Genomic DNA, 21,549 nt, shown 5'->3' with positions numbered 1-21,549 from the left:
TAGGAATGCAGGTTGGCAGCAATGAGATTAACCCGATTATTCGCCCTCACCGGCGCCGTGCTGGCGCTGCTGGTGTGCGGCATGCTGGGGCGGCTGCTGTGGGGCGAGTGGGAACACTACCGTGCCGCAGGCAGCGGCCACCACACGCTGCAGCTGATGCAGCGCGCCATGATCGCCGCGGAAAAACTCTCCTTCGAACGGGGTCCGGTCAACGCCGTGCTGGGCGACCACGTGCCGGCCGATCCGGCCTACCGCGCGCGCCTGCTGCGCGCGCGCGCCGACACCGACCAGGCGCTGGCGCAGCTGCGCCGTGAACTGGCCGCCGCGCCGGTGCCCGCCGCGCTGGCCGGCGCCCTGCCGCTGGCGCCGCTGGGACGGCTGGACCAGGCGCTGGCCGCGGCGCGCCAGACGGTGGACCAGCTGGCCGCGCTGCCACCGGCCCAGCGCACGCCGGAACGGCTGAGCGAAACGGTCGAACGCATGTTCCGCCTGGTGCCGCTGGCGCTCGACGCGGTGACCGGCTACACGCGCGCCTCCGAACAAGTCTATCCCCGCATCGGCCGCATCCTGACCAAGGCCCGCCTGACGGTCGAACTGCGCGAGTTCGCCGGCCGCCTCGGCTCGGCGCTGACGGTGCCGCTGGCCTCCGCCCAGCCGCTGACCGAGAGCGACCACGAACGCCTGCAATTCCTGCGCGGCCGCATCGAGCAGCTGCGCCAGCTGATCAAGATCCCCAGCGGCGACATCGACACCGAGCCGCGCGTGCTGGCGGCCGTGGCGCGCATGGACCAGCTGTACTTCGCCACCGGCCAGCGCCTGGTGACCGAGGTCGAGCTGGCCAGCCGCGCCGGCCGCCCCTACGGCATGGACACCGGCCAGTTCGCGCAACGCTACGTGCCCTGCATGTCGCCCATCCTGGCGCTGCGCGACGTGCTGTTGGAAGAGGCGCAGGCGCAGGCGCTGCGCGACTTCCAGGACGCGCGGCACGAGCTGATGCTGGCCCTGCTGGTGGGCGCCGCCATCCTGCTGGCCCTGACCCTGCTGCTGCTGATTTTGCGGCGGCGGGTGGTGGTGCCGCTGCTGCGCGCCACGCGCGCGGTGGTCCGGCTGGGCAACGGCGACTTCTCGCTGCCGCCCAGCGGCGCCCGCCGCGACGACGAGATCGGCGACATGCTGCGCGCGCTGGCGACGCTGCGCGCCAACAGCATGGACCGCCAGCGGCTCGAGCAGGAACGGCTGCACCTGATCGAGGAACTCAAGGTGCGCGCCGACACCGATTACCTGACGGGCATCCTGAACCGGCGCGCCTTCACGGCGGCCGGCAACCTGCGCCTGCGCGGCGCCAGCGAGCGTAATGAAACGCTGGCGGTGATCCTGTTCGACGTCGACCACTTCAAGTCGGTCAACGACTCCTACGGCCACGACGCCGGCGACCAGGTGTTGATACGCATCGCCGACGTGGTGCGCGACAGCCTGCGCGACGGCGAGATCGTCGCCCGCTACGGCGGCGAGGAGTTCGTGGTGATGCCCGCCTGCTGCGGGCTGGAGGCGGCGGGCGCGCTGGCCGAGCGGCTGCGGGAGGCGATCGCCAGCGAGCCGCTGACGCTGTCCGACGGCCACATCCTGCGGGTGACGGCCAGCTTCGGCGTGGCCGTGGCGCATGGCCCGCACGCGGCGCTCGACGACCTGTTCCACGCCGCCGACCTGGCGCTGTACCGCGCCAAGCACAACGGCCGCAACCGGGTCGAGAGCCAGGTCTAGCGGTCCACTAGCTTACTTCGCCACCTTGTCGGACTTGGGCGGCTTCACCGGCGTGAAGTTCAGGTCGCGGAAGTCGTAGCTGAAATCGGTCTCCATCGAGACCGGCGCCATCTTCATGCGCTCGATGCTGGCGTCCGGGTTCAGCGCGAACGTCACGTACGCATCGGCGTTGAAGTTGCGCTCCTTCCAGCGCACGATGAAGGTGTCGTGCTGGAAGTGCTCCAGCTCCCCCGTCAGGTCCGGCGTGCGGGTGAAGCGCATGATGTGCTTCCCGCCCTCGGCGCCTATGGTCACCTTGCCGTACCACGGGTCCTCATACTCGCCGTCGTAGGAGGCCAGCGGCAGCGACGGCGTCGACTTGGCTTTGCGCGCGCCGACTTCCTTGCCCTGGCGCTCCAGCTCCTCCTTGTGCGCCACCGCTTCCTGGTCGGCGTACAGCTTGATCCAGTCGCTGGCCGGCACGTCCAGGTACTGGTCCAGGATGCGCCAGTACAGCGACGCCATCGCCGGGCTGTTCTCGGCGTTGGTCAGGATGGCGATGCCCAGCTTCTCCTCGGGCACCATCAGCACCGTCGAATAAAAGCCCTGCAGCGCGCCGCCGTGCATGGCGATCTTGCGGCCCTTGTAGTCGCGCAGGTTGAAGCCCAGGCCATAGGCCGCGAAGTTGGGCTTGGTCGCGGCCAGCGCCGGTTTCGGTTCGCGGATGCGCATCGGCGTCTGCTCGGACCACAATTCGCCCAACTGCTTGGCGCTGATCAGCTGCGTGCCGTTTTCCAGCTTGCCGCCGCCCAGCAGCATCGCCATCCAGCGCGCGATGTCCTCGGCATTGGTGTTGATGCCGACCGCGCCCACCGCGTTCTCGACCAGCATCGGCTTGACCACGGCCGCCTTGTCGTTGATCTTGCTGTGCGGCGCCGAGTAGTCGGACGTGGCCAGCATCTCGGCCACGCTGGTCTTGGTGCCGTTCATGGCCAGCGGCGCCAGGATGCCTTCCTGGATCGCCGCGCCCCACGGCTTGCCGGCCTTGGCGGCGATGATCTTGCCGGCCACGATGTAGAGCAGGTTGTCGTAGGCGTAGCTGTTGCGGAAGCTGGTGGCCGGCTTCACGTAGCGCAGGCGCGCGATGATTTCGTCGGTGCTGAAACTGGTGGTCGGCCACCACAGCAGGTCGCCCGCGCCCAGACCCAGGCCGCTGCGGTGCGTCAGCAAATCGCGCACCGTCATCGCGCCGGTGACGTAGGAGTCGAACATCTGGAAATCAGGCAGGTGCTTGGTGACAGGATCGTCCCAGGCGAGCTTGCCCTCGTCGACCAGCATCGCCAGCGCGGCGGCGGTGAAGGCCTTGGAGTTGGAGGCCACTTCGAACAGCGTCTTGCCGTCCACCGGGGTCGGGTCGCCCAGCTTGCGCACGCCGTAGCCGTTGGCGGCGATCACCTTGCCGTCCTTGACGATGGCGATCGCCATGCCGGGAACGTCGAAGGTTTTCAGCGCCAGGTTGACGTCGGCGTCGAGGTTGTAGGCCGGCGCGGCGGCCAGCGCCGGCACGGACACCGCCAGCACCAGCAGTGCGGCGGCAAAAGTACGGGAGAATTTGAGCATCGTTATTTTTTGAATTGTTTGTCGACCGATCCCTGGGTGACCGGATGATAGTGCTCGCGCGCCTGGGCGTAGACCGACTTGGCCCATTCCCGGTCGCCGGGATTTTTCAGCAGCGCGGTGTACAGCGGCACCACGAACTTCTGGCGGCCCACGCTCATCAGGAAAGTGGTCAGCGGTTCGCGCACGTTGTAGCCGGCCTTGATCGAGGCCAGGTAGAAGCGGTAGGCGATTTCATTGTTGCCGCTCTTGCCCAGCGCGAAAGCCTGGTCCAGCTCCCGCAGCTGCGTGGCGTTGGCCTTGCCGTCGATATCGTTCAGGAAGTGCATCCATTCGAGCGCGATCCAGTTCTTGCCGTTCAAGTCCCTGGTCGACAGCTCGCCCTTCAGCCACGCGCTGCGCTGCGCATCCAGCGCGGCCAGGCGCGGCGAGGCCGCGTGCCTGGCGCTGGCCGGAATGCCGGCGCCGTACAGCCACTCGTCCAGCTCCGCCGGCGCCATCACTTCAGGATGCGCGTCCAGCAGGTTTTTCTTCAGGTAGGCCACGAATTCGTCGGTGGTGGCGGACTTGAACGCGTGCTGGTCGAACCAGCCGCGCAGGAAGGGATCGAACACCTCGCGGCCGGCGCGCTGCTCCAGGGTGCGCAGCAGCCAGGCGCCTTTCGGATAAACCAGGCCGCTGTCGGTGTAGCTGGCGGCGCTGGTGTCGGCGTCGCGCGTGATCAGCGCCTGCTTGGCTGCGGGGATGGACGGCAGCGAGGCCAGCGCCTCTTCCTGCTCCACCTGCAGGTTCATCTCCGCCACTTCCTCGCCGTACAGCTTCTCGACGATGCGGGTGGTGACATAGGTGGTGAAGCCCTCGTTGAGCCAGAAGTGCTTCCACGAGGCGTTGGTCACCAGGTTGCCGGACCAGGAGTGCGCCAGTTCATGCGCGATCAGGTCGACCAGGCTGCGGTCGCCGGCGATCATGGTCGGCGTGAGGAAGGTCAGGCGCGGGTTTTCCATGCCGCCGATCGGGAACGACGGCGGCAGCACGATCATATCGTAGCGCTCCCACCGGTACGGGCCATACAGGCCTTCGGCGGCGCTGATCATCTTCTCGGTGTCGGCCAGCTCGTAGGCGGCGGCGTCGATGCGCGCCGGTTCGGCGTAGACGGCGGAGCGCGGGCCGAGGTTGCGCACGTCGATCTCGCCGATGGCGATCGCCAGCAGGTAGGACGGAATCGGCTGCGCCATCTTGAATTTCCAGCCGCCGGCGCCGGTCGATTGCTGGTCGTTCTCGGCGCTCATCACCACCCGCATGCCGGCCGGCGCTTCGATGCGGGCGCTGTAGGTGAAGCGCACCGCCGGCGTGTCCTGCACCGGCGCCCACGAACGGGCGTTGATTTCCTCGGACTGGCTGAACATGAACGGACGCTTGCCGGACATGGTCTGCTGCGGCGACATCCATTGCAGCGCGGCGGCCGACGGCGCGGTACGGTAGTACACGCGCACCTTCTGCGGCTGGAACGACAGCGCGATGCGCAGCGCCCTGCCCTTTTCGGCGTCGGGCTTGTCGAGCATGAAGGAGGCGGCGCTCCAGCGGCCGTTAGGGTTCAGCACCTGCACCTTGGCGATATTGAGTTCGTTCGTGTCCAGCACCAGCGTGCGGGCCGCCGGGTCGATCCAGGTCAGCGTCAGCTCGGCGTAGCCGGCCAGCGTCTTGTGGCCAAAGTCGGCCTTCAGGTCCAGATACAGGTCGCTGGTGCGGACCTGGTCGTAGCGCGCGTAGCTCAACGGATCGGCGTGGGCGACGCCCAAGGTCATCAGGGCCGACAGGACGAACGCGGACAGTGGTTTTTTGATAGGCATGGTGGTCTTTTCAATGTGGTCCGAAGCGCGAAGCAGAATAGCATAGCCATGTATCGGCGATGTGTACACCGGCGCACCTTATGCTATCATTTGGGCCGTTAGTGGGGAGTAGTCGGCTTGCGCCTTCCCGGTGCAAGAACCTGTGTCAACATAATCGGTCCGCAGACCGTGGTGCAGGTGGTTGAAAAACTTGACGAGACCATGATCGAGGTGCGGCCATGATGGGCCGGAGTCGCGCCTGGATCATTGGTTAATCGTTCCGGCCCGCGTACTACATTCAAACCCATGGAAGCCTTCCTCGTCTCTACCGGCATCGTCGCCCTCGCTGAAATCGGCGATAAAACCCAACTGCTCGCCTTCTGCCTGGCCGCCAAGTTCCGCCGGCCGCTGCCCATCGTCGCCGCGATTTTTGTCGCCACCATCGCCAACCACGCGTTCGCGGCCGCCGTCGGCGCCTGGATCACCAGCCTGCTGGGCCCTGACATCCTGCGCTGGGTGCTGGGCCTGTCCTTCCTGGCGATGGCCGCATGGACGCTGGTGCCGGACAAGATCGACGAGGACGACATGCCGCTGGCGAAGTACGGCGTGTTCCTGACCACGCTGATCGCCTTCTTCGTCGCCGAGATGGGGGACAAGACGCAGGTGGCCACGGTGGCGCTGGCGGCCCGCTACGACAGCCTGGTGGCGGTGGTGTGCGGCACCACCTTCGGCATGATGCTGGCCAACGTGCCGGCGGTCTACCTGGGCGACAAGATCGCACACCGGGTGTCGCTCAAACTGGTGCATGGCGTCGCCGCGCTGGTGTTTGCCGTGTTGGGCGTGGCCACGCTGCTGAGTGCAGGTTCCAGCCTCGGCGCGTAAGGTCAAGGACTTTTTGCTTCGCTCCGTGTGTTACCGCACGGAGCGAAAAGCATTAACAATCTATTATGCTTGTCACTTGATTATTAACAGGGGCAAGGAATGCGATTGATGAACACGATAGCGGCGCTGGTGGTGAGCGCCTCCGCGTTGAGCGTTCAGGCATACGCCGCCGAGACGACACTGGTGGCCACACATGCCGCCAGCACCGTCAAGACGGTCAAGCCGGCGCCGAGCCAACCCAATATGGTATCGGTGCCCGAGCCGGTGAGCTACAAGCTGATACTGCTCGGCATAGCGGTGCTGCTGCTGTTCGCGCACCGCGGCAAGAAGCGCGAACAGCCGTGGACCAAGTAAGCGGGCTTACTGCACGTTCAGCGTGACGTCGTCGATCAGGAACGACGTCGACACCGTCGTGCCCTCCACACCCTCGAAGTATATCCTCACCGTCTGCCCCTTGTAGGCCGACAGGTCGAAGCTCTTCTGCACATAGGTGCTGCCCTTGTTCAGATTCGAATACGTCGCCAGCGTCGCCAACACCGCGTTGGCGCTGCTGCGCACCTGCACCTTGAGCGTGTCGTAGGCGGTGGTCGTGGTGGACTCGCCGGACACCACTTTGAGCCAGAACGCCAGGGTGGCGCTGGTGGCGTCGGCCGGTATCGTCACGCTCTGGTACAGCGTGTCGGTATGGGCGCTGCCGTAGCCGTCCAGCCAGGCCTTGTAGCTGCCGGCGTGCGCGGCCTCGCTGGTATCGGCGCTGATGACGCCCGACGTCGCGGTCCATGACGAGGCGCCCGATTCAAAACCGCCGTTGACGATCAGCTGCGTGGCGGCGGGCGGCGTGGTGCCGCCGCCACCGGTGGTCTGCGTGACCCACAGCGGCGCCGACCACAGGATGTTGCCGTCGTTCTGGGTGACCTTGGCGTAGTAGAAGTGTTCGCCCACGGCCGGCGTGATGGTGGTGCTGGCGGTGGCCGACAGCTGCGTCACCGTGCCGTTGCGGCCCGGGACGCCCTCATACATCTTCACCGTCGATACCGTCTTGCCGCTGCTGCTGGCGAAGTTGGCGACCAGGTTCAAGCTGCCGCTGTTGGTGAAGCGCTCGCCCATCACGTGGCCGTTGGCGGTCAGGATCAGCTGCGAGGTCTTGTCCATGGTGGCGAACACGCGGCGCGCCTTGATGGCGGCGATCATGCTGGCGGAGCTCAGCGAAGTGCCGGTCGGCAGCAGCACGCCGGTGCGGTTGGTGTAGGACGCGCCCCAGTTGGCGCAGTGGTTGTCCTGGTCGCTGGAGAAGGCGACGTGGAAGCCCGCCTCCAGCGCCTTGTTGCAGGCGCCTTCGTAGGTGCTGCGGCCGGTCTCGGTCTCGCTGGTGTTGGTCGAGAAGGCCGAGGTGTTGAGCACTTCGCACAGCGCCATCGCCTGGTCGCCGTCGGCGGTGTAGCCCAGCGCCGTGCCGTTGACCAGGAACTGGCCCGACGATTCCGGATGGTTGAACTGGCCCACGTAGCCGCGCTGGCGCATCAGCGTGTACAGCGTGGCGTAGTCGTTCTTCGGCGTCAGCGTGTCGGCGATCAGCTGGCCGCTGCCGTTGCTCTCCCATCCCAGCAGCTCGGTGGTGTTGAAGATGTTCATATGGCCGCCGTTGTTGATCACGCCCCACTCCAGCCCATACATGCCGAGGAAACCGGCGTGCGCGCTGTTGAAGTTGGCGGCGGCGGTCAGGCCGGACTGGAACAGCGCCTTGGCGACGGCCGGATCGGCCGCGGCGTTGGTGCTGTCGGAACCGTCGTACATGTGATTGTGCTCGGAGGCCATCAGGAAATCGAGGCCCTTGTTCATCGCATACTGGTAGGCGTCGGCCGGTCCCAGCGCCGCGCTTTGCGGCGCTTGGGCGCCGGTGCAGCTGCCCAGCGGGCCGCCGCCGTCGCTGTGGTTGGTCTGGCTGTGCAGGTTGCCCAGGTAGACGGTGTACGGCAGCGACGCGGTCGCGGCGACGGCGCCCTGCACCACGCGGCCATTGGCGCGCGCCGCGGAATGCATTGTCGGCAGCGCCTTGAAGGCAGGCATGGCCTGCGCCGGGTTGTGGCCCACCGCGATGTCCCAGCTTTGCTCGACGGTCTCGCCGCCGGTGACGGCCTGCATGCGCGCCAGGTAGACGCCGTCGGTCAGGATCAAACCGTCGGCGCGGCCGTCCCAGGCGATGCTGACGTCGACCGGCTTGCCGGCGATGCGCTGCACGCCCTGCCACTGCTGCACCACCACGCCGTCGGGGCTGACCAGCTCCAGGCGCCATTGCACGTCCTGCTCGCGCTCGAGCAGGGGGAAGTCGAAGGCGAGCTTGAAGGTACGGGCTTCCGGCCGTTCCTGATCGGCGCCGTCGGCGGCGAACGGCGCGTGCAGCGTGGCTTCGAACTCATGGTGGTCGGCCTTGGACGCGTGGACCGCGCCCATCACGCCGGAAGACAAAATCAACATCATCGCGAGCCGGGACAGCATCTTAGATTTGTTCATCACTTCTTTCTCTCTGCGGTTGGGAATCCAAAATTCTGGCAACTATGCATGACAGGAAGATGACGAACCAATTCGAATTTACTTGGCTATTCAGAGGTCTTTGGAATAAATGCGATGGCGACTGGGGCCGCACGCGACAACGGCGCGGAGTTAATTTTCCGCGCCGTTGTAACGATGATGAAAATGTCCAGAATGGGACACTCTGTTAAGAATTGAACGTGGCCGGCATGAACAGTTCGACCTTATGGATGCTGGCGGTATCGAGCAAATCGATCGCCATGCCCAGCTGGCGCACGCCGTCGATCGTCATGATCGGCGCGCCGGCTTGCGCCGACTTCATCACGCGGATCACATACGAGGCCGCGCCATGGCGATAGGTCAGCGTGAAGTGGTCCCACGCGGCCGGCATGCGCGGCGCCATCGTCAGCTGGGTCGCGGTGCGGGTCAGGCCGAGCAGCGATTCCAGTATCAGCCGGTACATCCAGCCCGAGGAGCCGGTGTACCAGCTCCAGCCGCCACGGCCCACGTGCGGCGCCACGGCGTAGACGTCGGCCGTCACCACATACGGTTCGACCTTGTAGCGCGCCATGCCTTCCGGCGTGCCGCCGTGCTGCAGCGGATTGATCATGCGCGCCAGCTCCCAGGCGCGCCCGGGCTCGCCCAGGCGGGCGAAGGCCATCGCGGTCCAGATGGCGGCGTGCGTGTACTGGCCGCCGTTCTCGCGCACGCCGGGCACGTAGCCACGGATATAGCCCGGATTCGGACCGGACTTGTCGAACGGCGGATCGAGCAGCTGGATGATGCCGGAATCCCGGCGCACCAGGCGCTGGTTGACCTGCTCCATCGCCCCGCGCACCCGTACCGGATCGGCGGCGCCGGACAGCACGCCCCAGCTTTGCGAGATCGAATCGATCTGGCATTCTTCGTTGGTGTGCGAACCGAGCGGCGTGCCGTCGTCGAAATAGGCGCGGCGATACCACTCGCCGTCCCAGGCGTTGTGCTCGACGTTGGCGGCCAGCTTCTTGGCCTCGCCCCGGCATTCGGTGGCGAAGGCCACGTCCCGCATCAGGTCCGCCACCTCGGCGAAGCGCTGCAGCACTTCGCACAGGAAGAAGGCCAGCCACACGCTCTCCCCTTTGCCGTGCTCGCCCACCTTGTCCATGCCGTCGTTCCAGTCGCAGGAACCGATCAGCGGCAGGCCGTGCACGCCGAAGCGCAGGCCGTTGCGGATGGCGCGCACGCAGTGCTCGTACAACGTTCCGCTCTGGCTGGAGCGGCTCGGCATGTCGTAGTAGGAATCCTCTTCCGGCTTGACGGCGCGGCCCTCCAGGTAAGGCGCGCTTTCGCCCAGCACGCCGAGGTCGCCGGTGGCGATGACGTAGCGCCAGGCGCCCAGCGGCAGCCACAGATAATCGTCCGAACAGTGGGTGCGCACGCCGCGGTCGGAAGGCGGATGCCACCAGTGCTGCACGTCGCCTTCCAGGAACTGGTGGGCGGCGCACAGCATCAGCTGGTCGCGCAGCAGCTGCGGTTGTGTGTGGATGGTCGCCATCGCGTCCTGCAGCTGGTCGCGGAAGCCGAAGGCGCCGCCGGACTGGTAGTAGCCGCTGCGCGCCCACATGCGGCAGGCGATGGTCTGGTACATCAGCCAGCCGTTGGCCAGCAGGTCCAGCTCCGGTTCCGGCGTGTCGATGCGCACCGCGCCCAGGGTCTGCTCCCAGTGCGCGTGCACGGCGGCCAGCGCCTCGTGCGCGGCGCCGGCGCTGCGGTGCTTCTGCACCAGGCTGCTGGCGTCGGCGTTGCGGCGGCCGGCCACGCCCAGCACGAAGACGATCTCGCGCTCCTGGCCGGGCAGCAGGTCGAACGGCACCTGGATCGCGGCGCAGGCGTCCAGCCCCGCGCCGATCTTGCCGGACAGGCGCGAACGGCGCAGCGCCGCCGGCGCCGCCAGCGAGCCGTTACGGCCCAGGAATTCGCTGCGGTCGCCGGTGTGGGTGCGCAGCGTGGCGTCGCAGTTGAAGAAGGCCACGCGGCCGGTGAACTCGGTGTTGTAGGCGTTCTTGGCGAACAGCGCGCCGCTGACCGGATCGGCCTCGGTGACGATGTGCATGCCGGACTTGGAGCGCATGTCGCCCAGCACCCATTCGACATAGCCGGTGGCCGACAGGCGGCGCGTCACCAGCGAGTCGTTACGCACCTTGAGCACCGTGTACTTGATCGGCGCGTCGATGGCGACGAAGGTGGTCATCTCGGTGGCGATGCCGCTCTCGGTGTGCTCGAACATGCTGTAGCCGAAGCCGTGGCGCGTGACGTAGCTGCCGTTGCCGCGCGCCGGCAAGGCGGTCGGCGACCAGAACTGCCCGCTCTGTTCATCGCGCAGGTAGAAGGCTTCGCCGCTGCCGTCGCTGACCGGGTCGTTGTGCCACGGCGTCAGGCGGAATTCGTGGGCGTTCTCGTGCCAGGTGTAGGCCTGGCCGCTTTCCGAGATCACGCTGCCGAACTGCGGATTGGCCAGCACGTTGGACCACGGCGCCGGCGTGCGCTGGGCGTCGCTGGTGGTGATGACGTATTCGCGGCCGTCCGGCGTGAAGCCGCCGATGCCGTTTTCCAGCAGCAGCTGGCGCGCGGCCGGCGTGGCCGGGCCGGCGTCCGCATACTCGCCGCGGTTGTCCACCATCAGCGGCGGCATGCGCATGGCCGGCGGGCCGGGACGCTTGATCTGCTCGGCCAGCGTGCCGCGGCTGTCGCTGAGGATGGCGCGCGCCACCGATTGCAGCAGGATGCGGTCCTCGTTGGCGATCTGGTCGGCCAGGCGCACGAAGATGCCGCCCGGACGGTCGATGGCCTGGGCGTCGATGCCGGAGGCGATCAGGCCCATGATCTGCTCATGCAGCACCTGGCGGTAACCCGACAGGTCTTCGTACCAGATCACCAGGTCGACCACCAACCCTTTCAGGCGCCAGTAGGCGTGCGCCTGCACCAGCTGGCGCGCCAGCTCGATGTTGGCCGGGTCCTTGATCTGCAGCAGCACGATCGGCAGGTCGCCGGAAATGGCGTAGGCCCACAGGCCGGACTGGCCGCGCTGGTTTTTGATCAGCGTGCCGGCGTCGGCGCGCAGCGCGGCGTTCGGGTAGATGACCGAGTTGGCCAGGCGTCCGTACAACTGGGCGTCCGCCTCGCTGGCGTTGAGCTGGCGCAGCACCACCTGGCTGTGGGTCCACGCCAGTTCGAACACGCGGTCGGCCAAGTGGCGGTCCTGGTATTTGTCGATCAGGTGCAGCGCGGCGTCGCGCTGCTCGGTCATGCCGGTGACGATGTCGACGATGGCCGTCTGGTCCGGCTTGAGCGTGATGGTGTAGCGGATCGCCACCACCGGATCGAGCACCGAGCCTTCGCCGCCGCCCAGTGCGGCCTCGCTCAGCATCGCGCCTGGCGCGGCGGCGGTGTTGCCGCGGCCGATGAAGCGCGAGCGGTCGGTCTCGAACGAGACGCCGGTGACGGCGGCGTCGTGCACCATCATCGAGTGCATCAGCCACGGCATGGGGTCGGCCGGGCCGCGCGGACGGCGCGTGCACAGGATGGCGTTCTCGTCGCGCAGGATTTCGGTCTGCACAAACAGTTTGCTGAAGGCCGGATGAGCGGCGTCGGCGGCGGCCGGCGCCATCACCACCTCGGCAAAGCTGGTCACTTCGATGGTGCGCTCGCGGTCGGACTTGTTGGTGATGCGGGTGCGGCGCAGTTCGATGTCGTCTTCCGGCGAGACCACGATTTCCGTGTACAGGTCGATATTGCGGTCGGAGCGGCGGAACTCGGCGCGGCCTTCGGAGAAGATCACCTCATGCTTGCGCGGCTCGACCAGCGTCGGCTGGTAGGTGGTGGACCAGAACTGGCCATCGTCCAGGTCGCGCACGTAGCAGAAGTTGCCCCAGTTGTCGCGGGTGCTGTCTTCGCGCCAGCGCGTCACGGCCAGGTCCTTCCAGCGGCTGTAGCTGCCGCCGGCGTTGCTGACCATGACGTGATAGCGGCCGTTGGACAGCAGCTGGGTTTCCGGCACCGGTGTGCTGTGCTGGGCCAGCACGCGCATCGGCATGGCCTGCTCCGGCGCGTTGGAACGGAGCGCCGCCAGCTCGGTGGTGTTGGAGTAGAAGGCGCCCGCCTGCGGACTGCGCTCCTGCAGCACCAGCAAGGTCGATTGCAGCAGCGGATCGGATTCGAAGCGGCGCTGCATCGGCCGGTCGTGCAGCAGGTAGCTCAGCGCCAGCAGTCCCATGCCCTGGTGGTGGACCATGAAGGAGCGGATCACCGCCGCCGTCTGGCCGCGCGGCAGGCGCGAGGTGGTGTAGTCGACCGCTTCGTAGAAACCGTAGCGGCCCATGTAACCCAGCCCCGCCATCTTCTGCAGGTTGAGGCAGGCCGCTTCCGGCTGCACCATCAGTCCCAGCATGGTGGCGTAGGGCGCGATCACCAGGTCGTCGGCCAGGCCGCGCTTCAGGCCCAGGCCCGGCACGCCGAAGGCGCGGTACTGGTAATTGAGGCTGGCGTCGACGGTGTTGTAGCCGGATTCGGAGATCCCCCACGGCACGTTGCGGCGCTTGCCGTAGTCGATCTGGGCGTCGATCACCGCGTTGTAGGTGTGGTCGAGCAGCGTGCTCGGATAGTTGGGCATCACCAGCAGCGGCATCAGGTACTCGAACATCGAGCCGCTCCAGGACAGCAGCACCGGCTTGCCGGCGACGATGCACAACTGGCGGCCCAGCGCGAACCAGTGCTCCTGCGGCAGCTGGCCCTGGGCGATGGCGACGAAGCTGGCCAGCCGCACTTCGGAGGCCAGCAGGTCGTAGTAGCTGACGTCGAGACGGCGTTCGCTGACGTTGTAGCCGATCGCCAGCAGGTTGGTGGTGGTGTTGTACAGGAAGCCATATTCCATCTGGGCGTAAGCGCCGCAGCGCTGCGCCAGTTCGGCCAGTTCGCGCATGCGCTCGTGGGCGGCGCTGGCGCCCTGCGCGCACAGGCCGGCCAGCAGCAGCTGGCGATCGCGCTCGGCCGGGGCCAGGTCGTTGGCCAGCACGGCGTCGGCCTGGTTGATCATGGCGGCCAGTTCGCGCAGCGTCGGCACGCGCGCCAGGCTGGTGTCGAAGACGGCGTCCGCCGGCAGGTTGACCCACGGCGCCAGCAGCGCCAGTTCCGCCTGCGCGGCCTGGCATTGCTGCGTCAGCGAGGCGTGCCACATGGCCGCTTCGCCGTGCGCTTCGGTTGGCGCCTGAAGCGCGTCGGCGGCGGCGCTCACGCGCGCCAGCCAGGCGTGCAGTTGCTGCAGGTTGCCGGCGTCCGGCGCGGGACCCAGCGCCGCCAGCAGGGCGTCCAGTTGCCCGCTGTCGGCGGCGCCTTCCAGCGAATCCTGCAGCACGCGGCAGGTGGCGACGATGCCGTCCACCGTTTGCGGTCCCAGGATAGGCTGGTCGTACAGCCCGGTCAGGCCGGCCTGCAGGGTAAGCAGGTGGCCGGCCAGGTTGCCGCTGTCGACGGTGGAGATGTAGACCGGGTGCAGCGGCTTGAGCGTCTGTGTGTCGTACCAGTTGTAGAAGTGGCCCTGGTGGCGTTCCAGCTGGTCCATCGTGGCCAGCGTGCCGGCGGTGCGCGCCATCATCTGGCCGACGGTGATGTAGCCGAAATCGCTGGCGCTCAGGTTGGCCAGCAGCGCCATGCCGATGTTGGTGGGCGAGGTGCGGTGCGCCACCACGTGCGCGGGATGCTCCTGCATGTTATCGGGCGGCAGCCAGTTGTCTTCCGGGCCGACGTAGCGGTCGAAATACGCCCAGGTGCGGCGCGCCAGCTGGTGCAGGAAGCGCTGCTGCTCCGGCGTGAGCTGGGCATGGCGGCGCGCGATCGGGCGGCTGATGCGCTCGGCCACGGCCGGCGCCAGCAACCACGCCAGCAGGAACAGCGCGGCCGGCGCCAGGCTGACGGGGCGCCAGCCCCACAGCGCGCCGCCGACAAACAGCGCCAGCACCGGCGACGCCCACATGGTGCGCCAGACGCCGGCGGCGCCATCGGCCGCGCGCGACAGCGCCGAGGCGCGCCACTCCAGCAGGTGCTTGTGCGAGACCAGCATGCGCCAGGCGCTGCGCAGGATGGCGTCGAGGCTGAACCAGGCCTCGTAGGGCAAGAACACCAGCATCAGGATGGCGTGCGCGAACTGCATGCCGCCGCGCCGCAGCGCGGCCCTGACGTGCTGGCTCCACAAGGTGTCCTCGGGACGGCGCAGCAGGTCGTGCAGGGTGCTGACGATGGGCGGGACGAAGATCACGGCCAGCACGGCGGCGGTCCACAGCCACGGGTCGGGCAGCCAGCGCCAGGCGGTGATCAGCGACAGCACCAGGGCCGGCGCGGTCAGGCTGCGGCGCAGGTTGTCGAACAGCTTCCAGCGCGACAGCAGCGACAGCGGATTGCGTTCGCGCTTGCGGTTCGGCGCCGGCACGCGGCCGAACACCCAGGACGCCAGCTGCCAGTCGCCGCGTATCCAGCGCTGGCGGCGGCTGACGTCGTCGCTGTAGCGGGCCGGATAGGCTTCGTACAACTGGGCGTCGCTCAGCAGGCCGGCGCGCAGGTAGCAGCCTTCCAGCAGGTCGTGGCTGAGGATGCGGTTGTCCGGCAGCCGGTCGCCCAGCACCTGCTTGAACACGTCGACATCGTAGATGCCCTTGCCGATGAAGGAGCCTTCGAAGAACACGTCCTGGTAGACGTCGGAGACGGTGCGGGTGTAGGGATCGATGCCCGGCTCGCCGCCGCACAGTTTTTCGTACAGCGAGGCGTTCTCGCTCGGCAGGCTGACCGTCACCCGCGGCTGCAGGATGCCGTAGCCTTCCACCACGCGGCCGCGCGCGCTGTCGACGCGCGGCTGGTTCAGCGGGTGCTGCATGGTGGCGATGAATTGCGCCGCGGCGTCGCGCGGCAGCTGGGTGTCGGTGTCGAGCGTGATGACGTACTTGATGCCGTCCAGTTCGCCGACGTCGCCCACCACCACGCTGAATTGGTCGCGCGCGCCGCCGCGCAGGAAGCGGTTCAGCTCCTGCAGCTTGCCACGTTTGCGTTCGTCGCCCATCCACACGCCTTCCTGCGGGTTCCAGCGGCGCGGCCGGTGCAGCAGCAGGAACGGCGAGGCCGGATCGCCGTTCGGATGGGTGGCGTATTTGCGGTTCAGTTGTCCGACGCAGCGGTGCATCTGCTCGACCAGCGCGGCGTCCCCCGGCAGGGTTTCGGCGGCGGCGTCGGCGAAGTCGGTCAGCAGGCAAAACATCAGGTTGGGATCGCGGTTGGCCAGGAAGCGCACCTCCAGCTGCTCGCACAGGTCGGCGATGTTCTCCTGGCTGTAGAGCAGCGTTGGCACCACCACGATGGCGCGGGCGTCGGCCGGCACGCCGTCGCGGAAGTCCATGCGCGGCAGCGGGTTGGGACGGGTCACCAGCGTGGCGACCCAGTTCACCAGGCTCAGTGCCAGCTGGCTGCTGCCCAGCAGCGCCAGCACGCCGAGCAAGACGATCACCGCGCCGTTGACGCCGTTGCGCGAGGCGCGTTCCAGCAGCAGCGCGGTCGACACCAGCGCGATGGCGGCGATCGCGCCCAGGTAGGACGTCAGCGGCGAGGCGCGCGAGGTTTGCTGCAAGGCCTCCAGCCACGGACGGCGCATGCCGGTCTGCTTTTCCAGCGCGGCCAGGCCGCCGCCGATCAGGTAGAAACCCACATGGCCGTGGCGGGCGTCGCCGCCCTCGTAGTGGGCCTGCGCCAGCTGCAAGGCTTGCTGCGCCACTTCCAGTTCCGAGTAGCGCGAGCGCTTGGCGATTTTCTCGATCGCGTGGCGGTACTGGTCGCGGGTGGCGAATTCCATGCGGCCGTAGATGGCGGCAGGGTCCTGGCGCAAGGTCTGTTCGACCACGCTCATGGTCTCGACGAACTCCTGCCAGTCCATGGTGCCGAGGAAGCGCAGGCTGCCGATGCTGTTGGCGATCGAGACCTGCTCGGCCGCCTGCTGCTGGATCTCGGTCTGGATCTGCTGCTCGATGGTCTGGTCGGTTTCGGCCAGGCGGTGCGTGATCCACGACAGCGCCAGCGTCAGCGCCGGGCTTTGTCCCTGCAGGCGGCGCGCCAGCTCGGCCACGAAGGCGCTGCTGATGGGCGGATTGGAACGGGCCATGTCGGCCACCATCAGTATCAGGCCGCTGGGATTTTTTTCGGCGACGTCGGTCATCTGGTCGGCCCAGCTGTTGGCCAGGTCGCGGTGGATGCGGTTGTCGGCCACGCGCGCGGCCACGCGGCGCAAGTTCTCGATCAGCGCCAGGCGCAGCATGATGGGGATGGCCCACAGCTCGCCCAGCTTGAGGCTGGCCACCTCCTGGTAGGCGTCGACGAAGCGGCACAGCGATTCGGGATCGACGCGGCCGTCGCCGTGCGAGATGATTTCCAGCGCGATCTTGTAGACGCGCGGCGTGCCCTCCGGCGCGCCCTTGCCCAGGCGCGGCAGCTGCTTGCTGTAGTCCTTGGGCAGGTGGCGGCGGGCGATGCGGATCTGGTCTTCGATCAGGTAGAAGTTGTCGAGCAGCCATTCGGAGGCGGGCGTGATCTGGCGGCCGGCCTTAACGGCGGCGGTCAGCTCGTCGCAGGTGGCGTCGATGACGGCGGCGTTTTCGCTCAGCCGCGCCAGCAGGCGGTCGCGGCCGCCGCGCTTGCTCAGTTCGTGATGCGTGGCCAGGGTCTTGCCGTGCGCGGCCATCTGGGCCGCGCTGAACAGTTCGGCGCGCAGCGGCAAGTCTTCGTCGTCGGCGTCGGACAACAGGGAACCGGAGGGGGATTCGCGGAAGCCCAGCGTGAGCTCGGGCATGAGGGGGGCGGGCTTGTTCAACGGTGTACCTCGTTTTGATTCTGCGAATAGGAAATTATCTGCCTAGGCATGGTACGGGGGCGCACGGCTGGCGACTGTACGCTGACGTACGTATGGAATTTCCACGAAAAAAAAGGCCGCTTGCGCGGCCTTGTAAAGGAAGAAAACTTGAACGGCTGTATTGCCTAGGCGGCGTGCGCCAGCGGCGCCAGCGCCAATCCGCCGCTGAGGCTGTAGGCCTGGGCGTGGCCCAGGCGCTGCAGCAACTGCGCGGCCTTCAGGCTGCGGTTGCCGCTGCGGCAGAAGAACACCAGCGGGGTTTGATCGCCTTGCAGCCACCCGCTGGCGTGCTCGGCCAGACGGCTCAGCGGCACGCTGCGGGCGCCGCGGCCGGCGGTGCCCGGCGTGGTGGTGGCGGCGAACTCGTAGGGCTCGCGCACATCGATCAGCTCGGTGTCGGGATGGGCTTGCAGGAAGGCCTCGAACGCCGCGCGGTCGAGTTGCAACGCGGCTTGCATGGCGGACGCGGCGGGCGCGGCCATGCCGACGCAGAACTGGTTGTGCTCATCGCGCGTCGGGCACAGCAGCGTCTGCGCGCAGGTCAGCGCCCGCAGCGCTTCGACGGCCGGCCGCGCGCTGAAGGCGAAGCGCACGGCCTGTGGCGGCAGCGCCGCATCGACGGCGTTGCCCAGCAGGTAGTGGCGCGCTGCGCCGTCGGCCACGCTGAGCAAGGTCTGGTTGCCGAGCTCGATGGCATCGCCGCTGGCGGGCCAGCCGTAGGCGTCGGTGGCGGCGTGGCTGTCGACATGGCGGCCCAGCGCACTGATCAGCATGCTGCGGTCGATGCCGGGCGAGGTGCTGACGATGGCCTGCACCTGGTAGTTCTGGCAGCGCACATACGATTCGATGCGGGCCGTCATGTCCGGCAAGGGATCGATGACGATGCAGCTGCGGCTGGCGGCGTCCAGCACCATCCAGCTGCACGCGCCTTCCACGCCCAGTTGCAGCAGGCCGTCGTGCGGCACGGCCGTGCGTTCGGACGGGATCAGGCAGCTGGCGCGCAGCGCGGCGCCGCAGCGCTCGATGCGGCGACAGGCGCCTTCGATGGTGGCTTCGTCGGCCAGCGGACCGAAGGACATGCGGATCGCGCCGGCGCTGCGCCACAGCGGCGCCTGCATGGCGTCGAGCACGTAGCTGGGCGCGGCCTTGGCGGCCGAGCAGGCGCTGCCGGAGCTGACGCGCACCTGGGCGGCGTCGAACACATCCATCAATTCGCGGCTCGACAGGCCGGGCACGGAAAAGTTCAGCGTGGTCGGCAGCGATTTATCGAAGGGGTGGTTGAACACCACGCCAGGCAAGGCGGCGCGCAGGCTGTCGGCCAGGCGGGCGCGGAAGCTGGCCAGCTGGTGATGGCTGCGGAAGGTGTCGCCGCGTTCCAGCGCGGACAGCACCGCGCCGAGCGCGGCGATGCCGGCCATGTTCTCGGTGCCGGAGCGCTGGCCGCCTTCCTGGCCGCCGCCCATGATCAGCGGCGTGAACGGCGCGCCGGCGCGCACGTACAGCATGCCGATGCCCTTGGGCGCGTACAGCTTGTGGCCGGAGAACGGCGCGTAGTCGATGCGGGTGCTGGCCAGGTCCAGGTCCAGCTTGCCCAGCGCCTGCACGCAGTCGACCAGCCAGTAGGCGGCGCTGCCGGTCTCGGCCAGCAGCACTTCGATCGCGGCCAGGTCGGTGATGATGCCGGTTTCGTTGTTGGCGGCCATGGTGCACACCAGCGCGGCCTGCGGCGCCCACTGGCGCAGCAGCGCCAGGTCGTGCGCGCCGTCCTGGTCGACCGGCAGTTTTTGCAGGGTCAGGTTCAGGCCCAGCAGACGGTTCCAGTGCGCCAGGCTTTCCGGCACGGCCTTGTGCTCGGTGGCGCCGTAGACCAGCAGGCTGCCGATGGCCTCGCCGCGCTCGCGGCGTTCGCGCAGCGCCACCAGCGCCGACAGCACCGCCGTCTGGATGCCTTCGGTGGCGCCGCTGTTGAACATCAGGCGGCCGTCGCCCACGCCCAGCAGGCGCACGGCGCAGGCGCGGGTCTGGTCCAGCAAGACCTTGGCTTTCAGGCCGGTGCCGTGGCTGCTGCTGGGATTGCCGTAGCGCTGGCCCATGGCGTCGGCCGCGGCGGCGATGGCGGCCGGCAGCACGGCGGTGGTGGCGTTGCCATCGAGGTAGATTTCGGTCGTCATGATAGTGGTGCCTGTGTGAGCGATACCTATAGCTTACTCAGTCATGGCGAAATATATGTACTAAAATACTCCTGTTACGCACTCCGTATAGCATTTTCATACTGCCTTTCCAGGAAAAATAGAATGAACGAACTTGATCGCTATGACTATGCAATTTTGTCGGCGCTGCAGGGCGACGGCACGCTGTCGATCGCCCAGCTCAGCGAACGGATCGGCCTGTCCTCCACGCCGTGCTGGAAGCGGGTGCGGCGGCTGGAGGAGGAAGGCTATATCGAGAGCCGCGTGGCCATCGTCAACCGCCGCAAGGTGGGCTTGCCGGTGACGGTGTTCGTCAGCGTGCGCACCAGCCAGCACGACGATAAATGGCTGGCGCGCTTCGCGGCCGCCGTGGTCGCCTTGCCGGAAGTGCAGGAATTCCACCGCATGAGCGGCGACATCGATTACCTGCTGAAGGTGGTGACGAGCGATATCGAAGGATATGACCGGTTTTACAAGAAGTTAATCAAGGCGGCGCAGCTGAGCGGGGTGTCGTCGGCGTTTTCGATGGAGCAGATCAAGATCACCACCGCCCTGCCGCTCGAACTGGTTGCGCACCAATAAAGTGCGGCGGCGGGCCGAGCATGGGATAATCATTGTCCCATATCAAATACTTGATTAAGCCCATGCGCGCATTCCTCGACCGCTGGCTGCCCAGCCCCACCACCGCCAGCCGCCGCGAGCAGCTGCGCGCCGCCGGCGGCGCCCTGTTCGGCCTGCTGCTGACCGCCCTGCTCGGCCTGACCCTGTCGCCCGGCGCCATCTTCCTGGTCGCGCCGATCGGCGCCTCGTCGGTGCTGCTGTTCGCGCTGCCGGCCAGTCCGCTGGCGCAACCGTGGGCCGCCATCGGCGGCAATGTCGTCAGCGGACTGATGGGCGTGATCTGCGTGCGCCTGTTCGGCGATGTCCTGCCCATGCCGCTGCTGTGCGCGCTGGCCGCCAGCACCGCGATCGCCGCCATGTTCGCGCTGCGCTGCCTGCATCCGCCCGGCGGCGCGGTGGCGCTGACGGCGGTGATCGGCGGACCGGCCATCCACGCGGCCGGCTTCGCCTTCCCGCTGGTGACGGTGCTGGCCGACACCACGCTGCTGGCCTTGATGGCGATGCTGTACAACAACCTGACGGGACGGCGCTACCCCCATGCGCAACAGGGCGCGCATCCGAACCCGCACGCCACCAAGGATGCGGTGCCGACCGTGCGGCTGGGCTTCAAGCCGGAAGACCTGGACGCCGTGCTGAAGCAGTACAACCAGGTGCTGGACATCAGCCGCGACGATCTGGAATCGCTGTTCATGCAAACCGAGCAGCGCGCCTACCAGCGGCGTTTCGGCATCATCAGCTGCGCCGACATCATGTCGCGCGATATCGTCAGCGCCGAGTTCGGCACCAGCCTGGACGATGCCTGGCAGCAGATGCGCAGCCACCGCGTGGCGGCGCTGCCGGTGCTCAACCGCGCGCGGCGGGTGATCGGCATCGTCACGCAGACGGATTTCCTGGAGCACGGCGGGCTGGACGACTACCGCGGCATCCGTCAGCAACTTCAGCGATTTCTGCGCAAAAGCGGCGTAACCCACACTGAAAAGGCTGAAGTGGTTGGCCAGATCATGAGCCAGCACCCGACCACCGCGCGGCTGGATACGCCAATTGTCGACCTGGTGCCGCTGATGGCCGATTCCGGCTTCCACCACATCCCCATCGTCGACGCGGAACAGCGCTTCGCCGGCATCATCACCCAATCGGACCTGGTGGCGGCGCTGTACGAGAGCCGCTTTGCCGAAGCGGCGGCCTGAGCAAAAAAAAACCGCCACCCGAAGGTAGCGGCCAGGCT

General features: G+C 67.5%; 10 protein-coding genes and 1 riboswitch. Of the genes, 5 read left to right on the top strand and 5 right to left on the bottom strand.

Annotated elements, in window-relative coordinates; translation table 11 throughout:
• Positions 1-21 precede the first annotated feature (21 nt).
• On the top strand, positions 22-1,761 hold the full coding sequence (locus tag KVP70_RS17985) for a GGDEF domain-containing protein (RefSeq protein ID WP_217943572.1): 1,740 nt from the start codon (positions 22-24) through the stop codon (positions 1,759-1,761).
• A gap of 12 nt (positions 1,762-1,773) precedes the next feature.
• Here KVP70_RS17985 and KVP70_RS17980 read toward each other — a convergent pair whose 3' ends face one another.
• Together KVP70_RS17980 and KVP70_RS17975 are read right to left on the bottom strand one after the other, a co-directional pair.
• Positions 1,774-3,360 (bottom strand): serine hydrolase, encoded by a 1,587-nt coding sequence (locus tag KVP70_RS17980; RefSeq protein WP_217943571.1) that lies wholly within the window; start codon positions 3,358-3,360, stop codon positions 1,774-1,776.
• Between the two features lie 2 nt (positions 3,361-3,362).
• Positions 3,363-5,207 (bottom strand): M1 family metallopeptidase, encoded by a 1,845-nt coding sequence (locus tag KVP70_RS17975; RefSeq protein ID WP_217943570.1) that lies wholly within the window; start codon positions 5,205-5,207, stop codon positions 3,363-3,365.
• An 87-nt stretch (positions 5,208-5,294) separates the two neighbouring features.
• Positions 5,295-5,471, top strand: a riboswitch (yybP-ykoY riboswitch).
• Positions 5,472-5,492: 21 nt separating this feature from the next.
• Here KVP70_RS17975 and KVP70_RS17970 point away from each other — a divergent pair.
• Both KVP70_RS17970 and KVP70_RS17965 read left to right on the top strand, forming a co-directional pair.
• Positions 5,493-6,068, top strand: a complete 576-nt coding sequence (locus KVP70_RS17970; RefSeq protein WP_217943569.1) for a TMEM165/GDT1 family protein — start codon at positions 5,493-5,495, stop codon at positions 6,066-6,068.
• Between the two features lie 108 nt (positions 6,069-6,176).
• Entirely contained in the window at positions 6,177-6,422 is a 246-nt protein-coding gene (locus KVP70_RS17965; RefSeq protein ID WP_217943568.1) for a PEP-CTERM sorting domain-containing protein, read from the top strand.
• Positions 6,423-6,428: 6 nt separating this feature from the next.
• On the opposite strand, the gene KVP70_RS17960 is transcribed toward KVP70_RS17965, so the two are convergent.
• The 3 genes from KVP70_RS17960 to KVP70_RS17950 form a co-directional block, all read right to left on the bottom strand.
• Positions 6,429-8,579, bottom strand: a complete 2,151-nt coding sequence (locus KVP70_RS17960) for a CehA/McbA family metallohydrolase (RefSeq protein ID WP_229224904.1) — start codon at positions 8,577-8,579, stop codon at positions 6,429-6,431.
• Between the two features lie 205 nt (positions 8,580-8,784).
• A complete protein-coding gene (locus KVP70_RS17955; RefSeq protein ID WP_217943697.1) occupies positions 8,785-17,454 on the bottom strand; it encodes a GH36-type glycosyl hydrolase domain-containing protein in 8,670 nt (2,889 codons plus the stop codon).
• A gap of 185 nt (positions 17,455-17,639) precedes the next feature.
• On the bottom strand, positions 17,640-19,685 hold the full coding sequence (locus tag KVP70_RS17950) for an aminotransferase class V-fold PLP-dependent enzyme (protein ID WP_217943567.1): 2,046 nt from the start codon (positions 19,683-19,685) through the stop codon (positions 17,640-17,642).
• Positions 19,686-19,808: 123 nt separating this feature from the next.
• On the opposite strand from KVP70_RS17950, the gene KVP70_RS17945 reads away from it, so the two are divergent.
• Together KVP70_RS17945 and KVP70_RS17940 are read left to right on the top strand one after the other, a co-directional pair.
• Positions 19,809-20,285 (top strand): Lrp/AsnC family transcriptional regulator, encoded by a 477-nt coding sequence (locus KVP70_RS17945; RefSeq protein WP_217943566.1) that lies wholly within the window; start codon positions 19,809-19,811, stop codon positions 20,283-20,285.
• Between the two features lie 62 nt (positions 20,286-20,347).
• A complete protein-coding gene (locus KVP70_RS17940) occupies positions 20,348-21,511 on the top strand; it encodes an HPP family protein (RefSeq protein ID WP_217943565.1) in 1,164 nt (387 codons plus the stop codon).
• Positions 21,512-21,549: the final 38 nt, after the last annotated feature.

Source organism: Duganella violaceipulchra (genome assembly GCF_019166075.1).
Classification (GTDB): Bacteria; Pseudomonadota; Gammaproteobacteria; order Burkholderiales; family Burkholderiaceae_D; genus Rugamonas; species Rugamonas violaceipulchra.
This window is presented reverse-complemented; position numbering and strand designations above follow the sequence as displayed.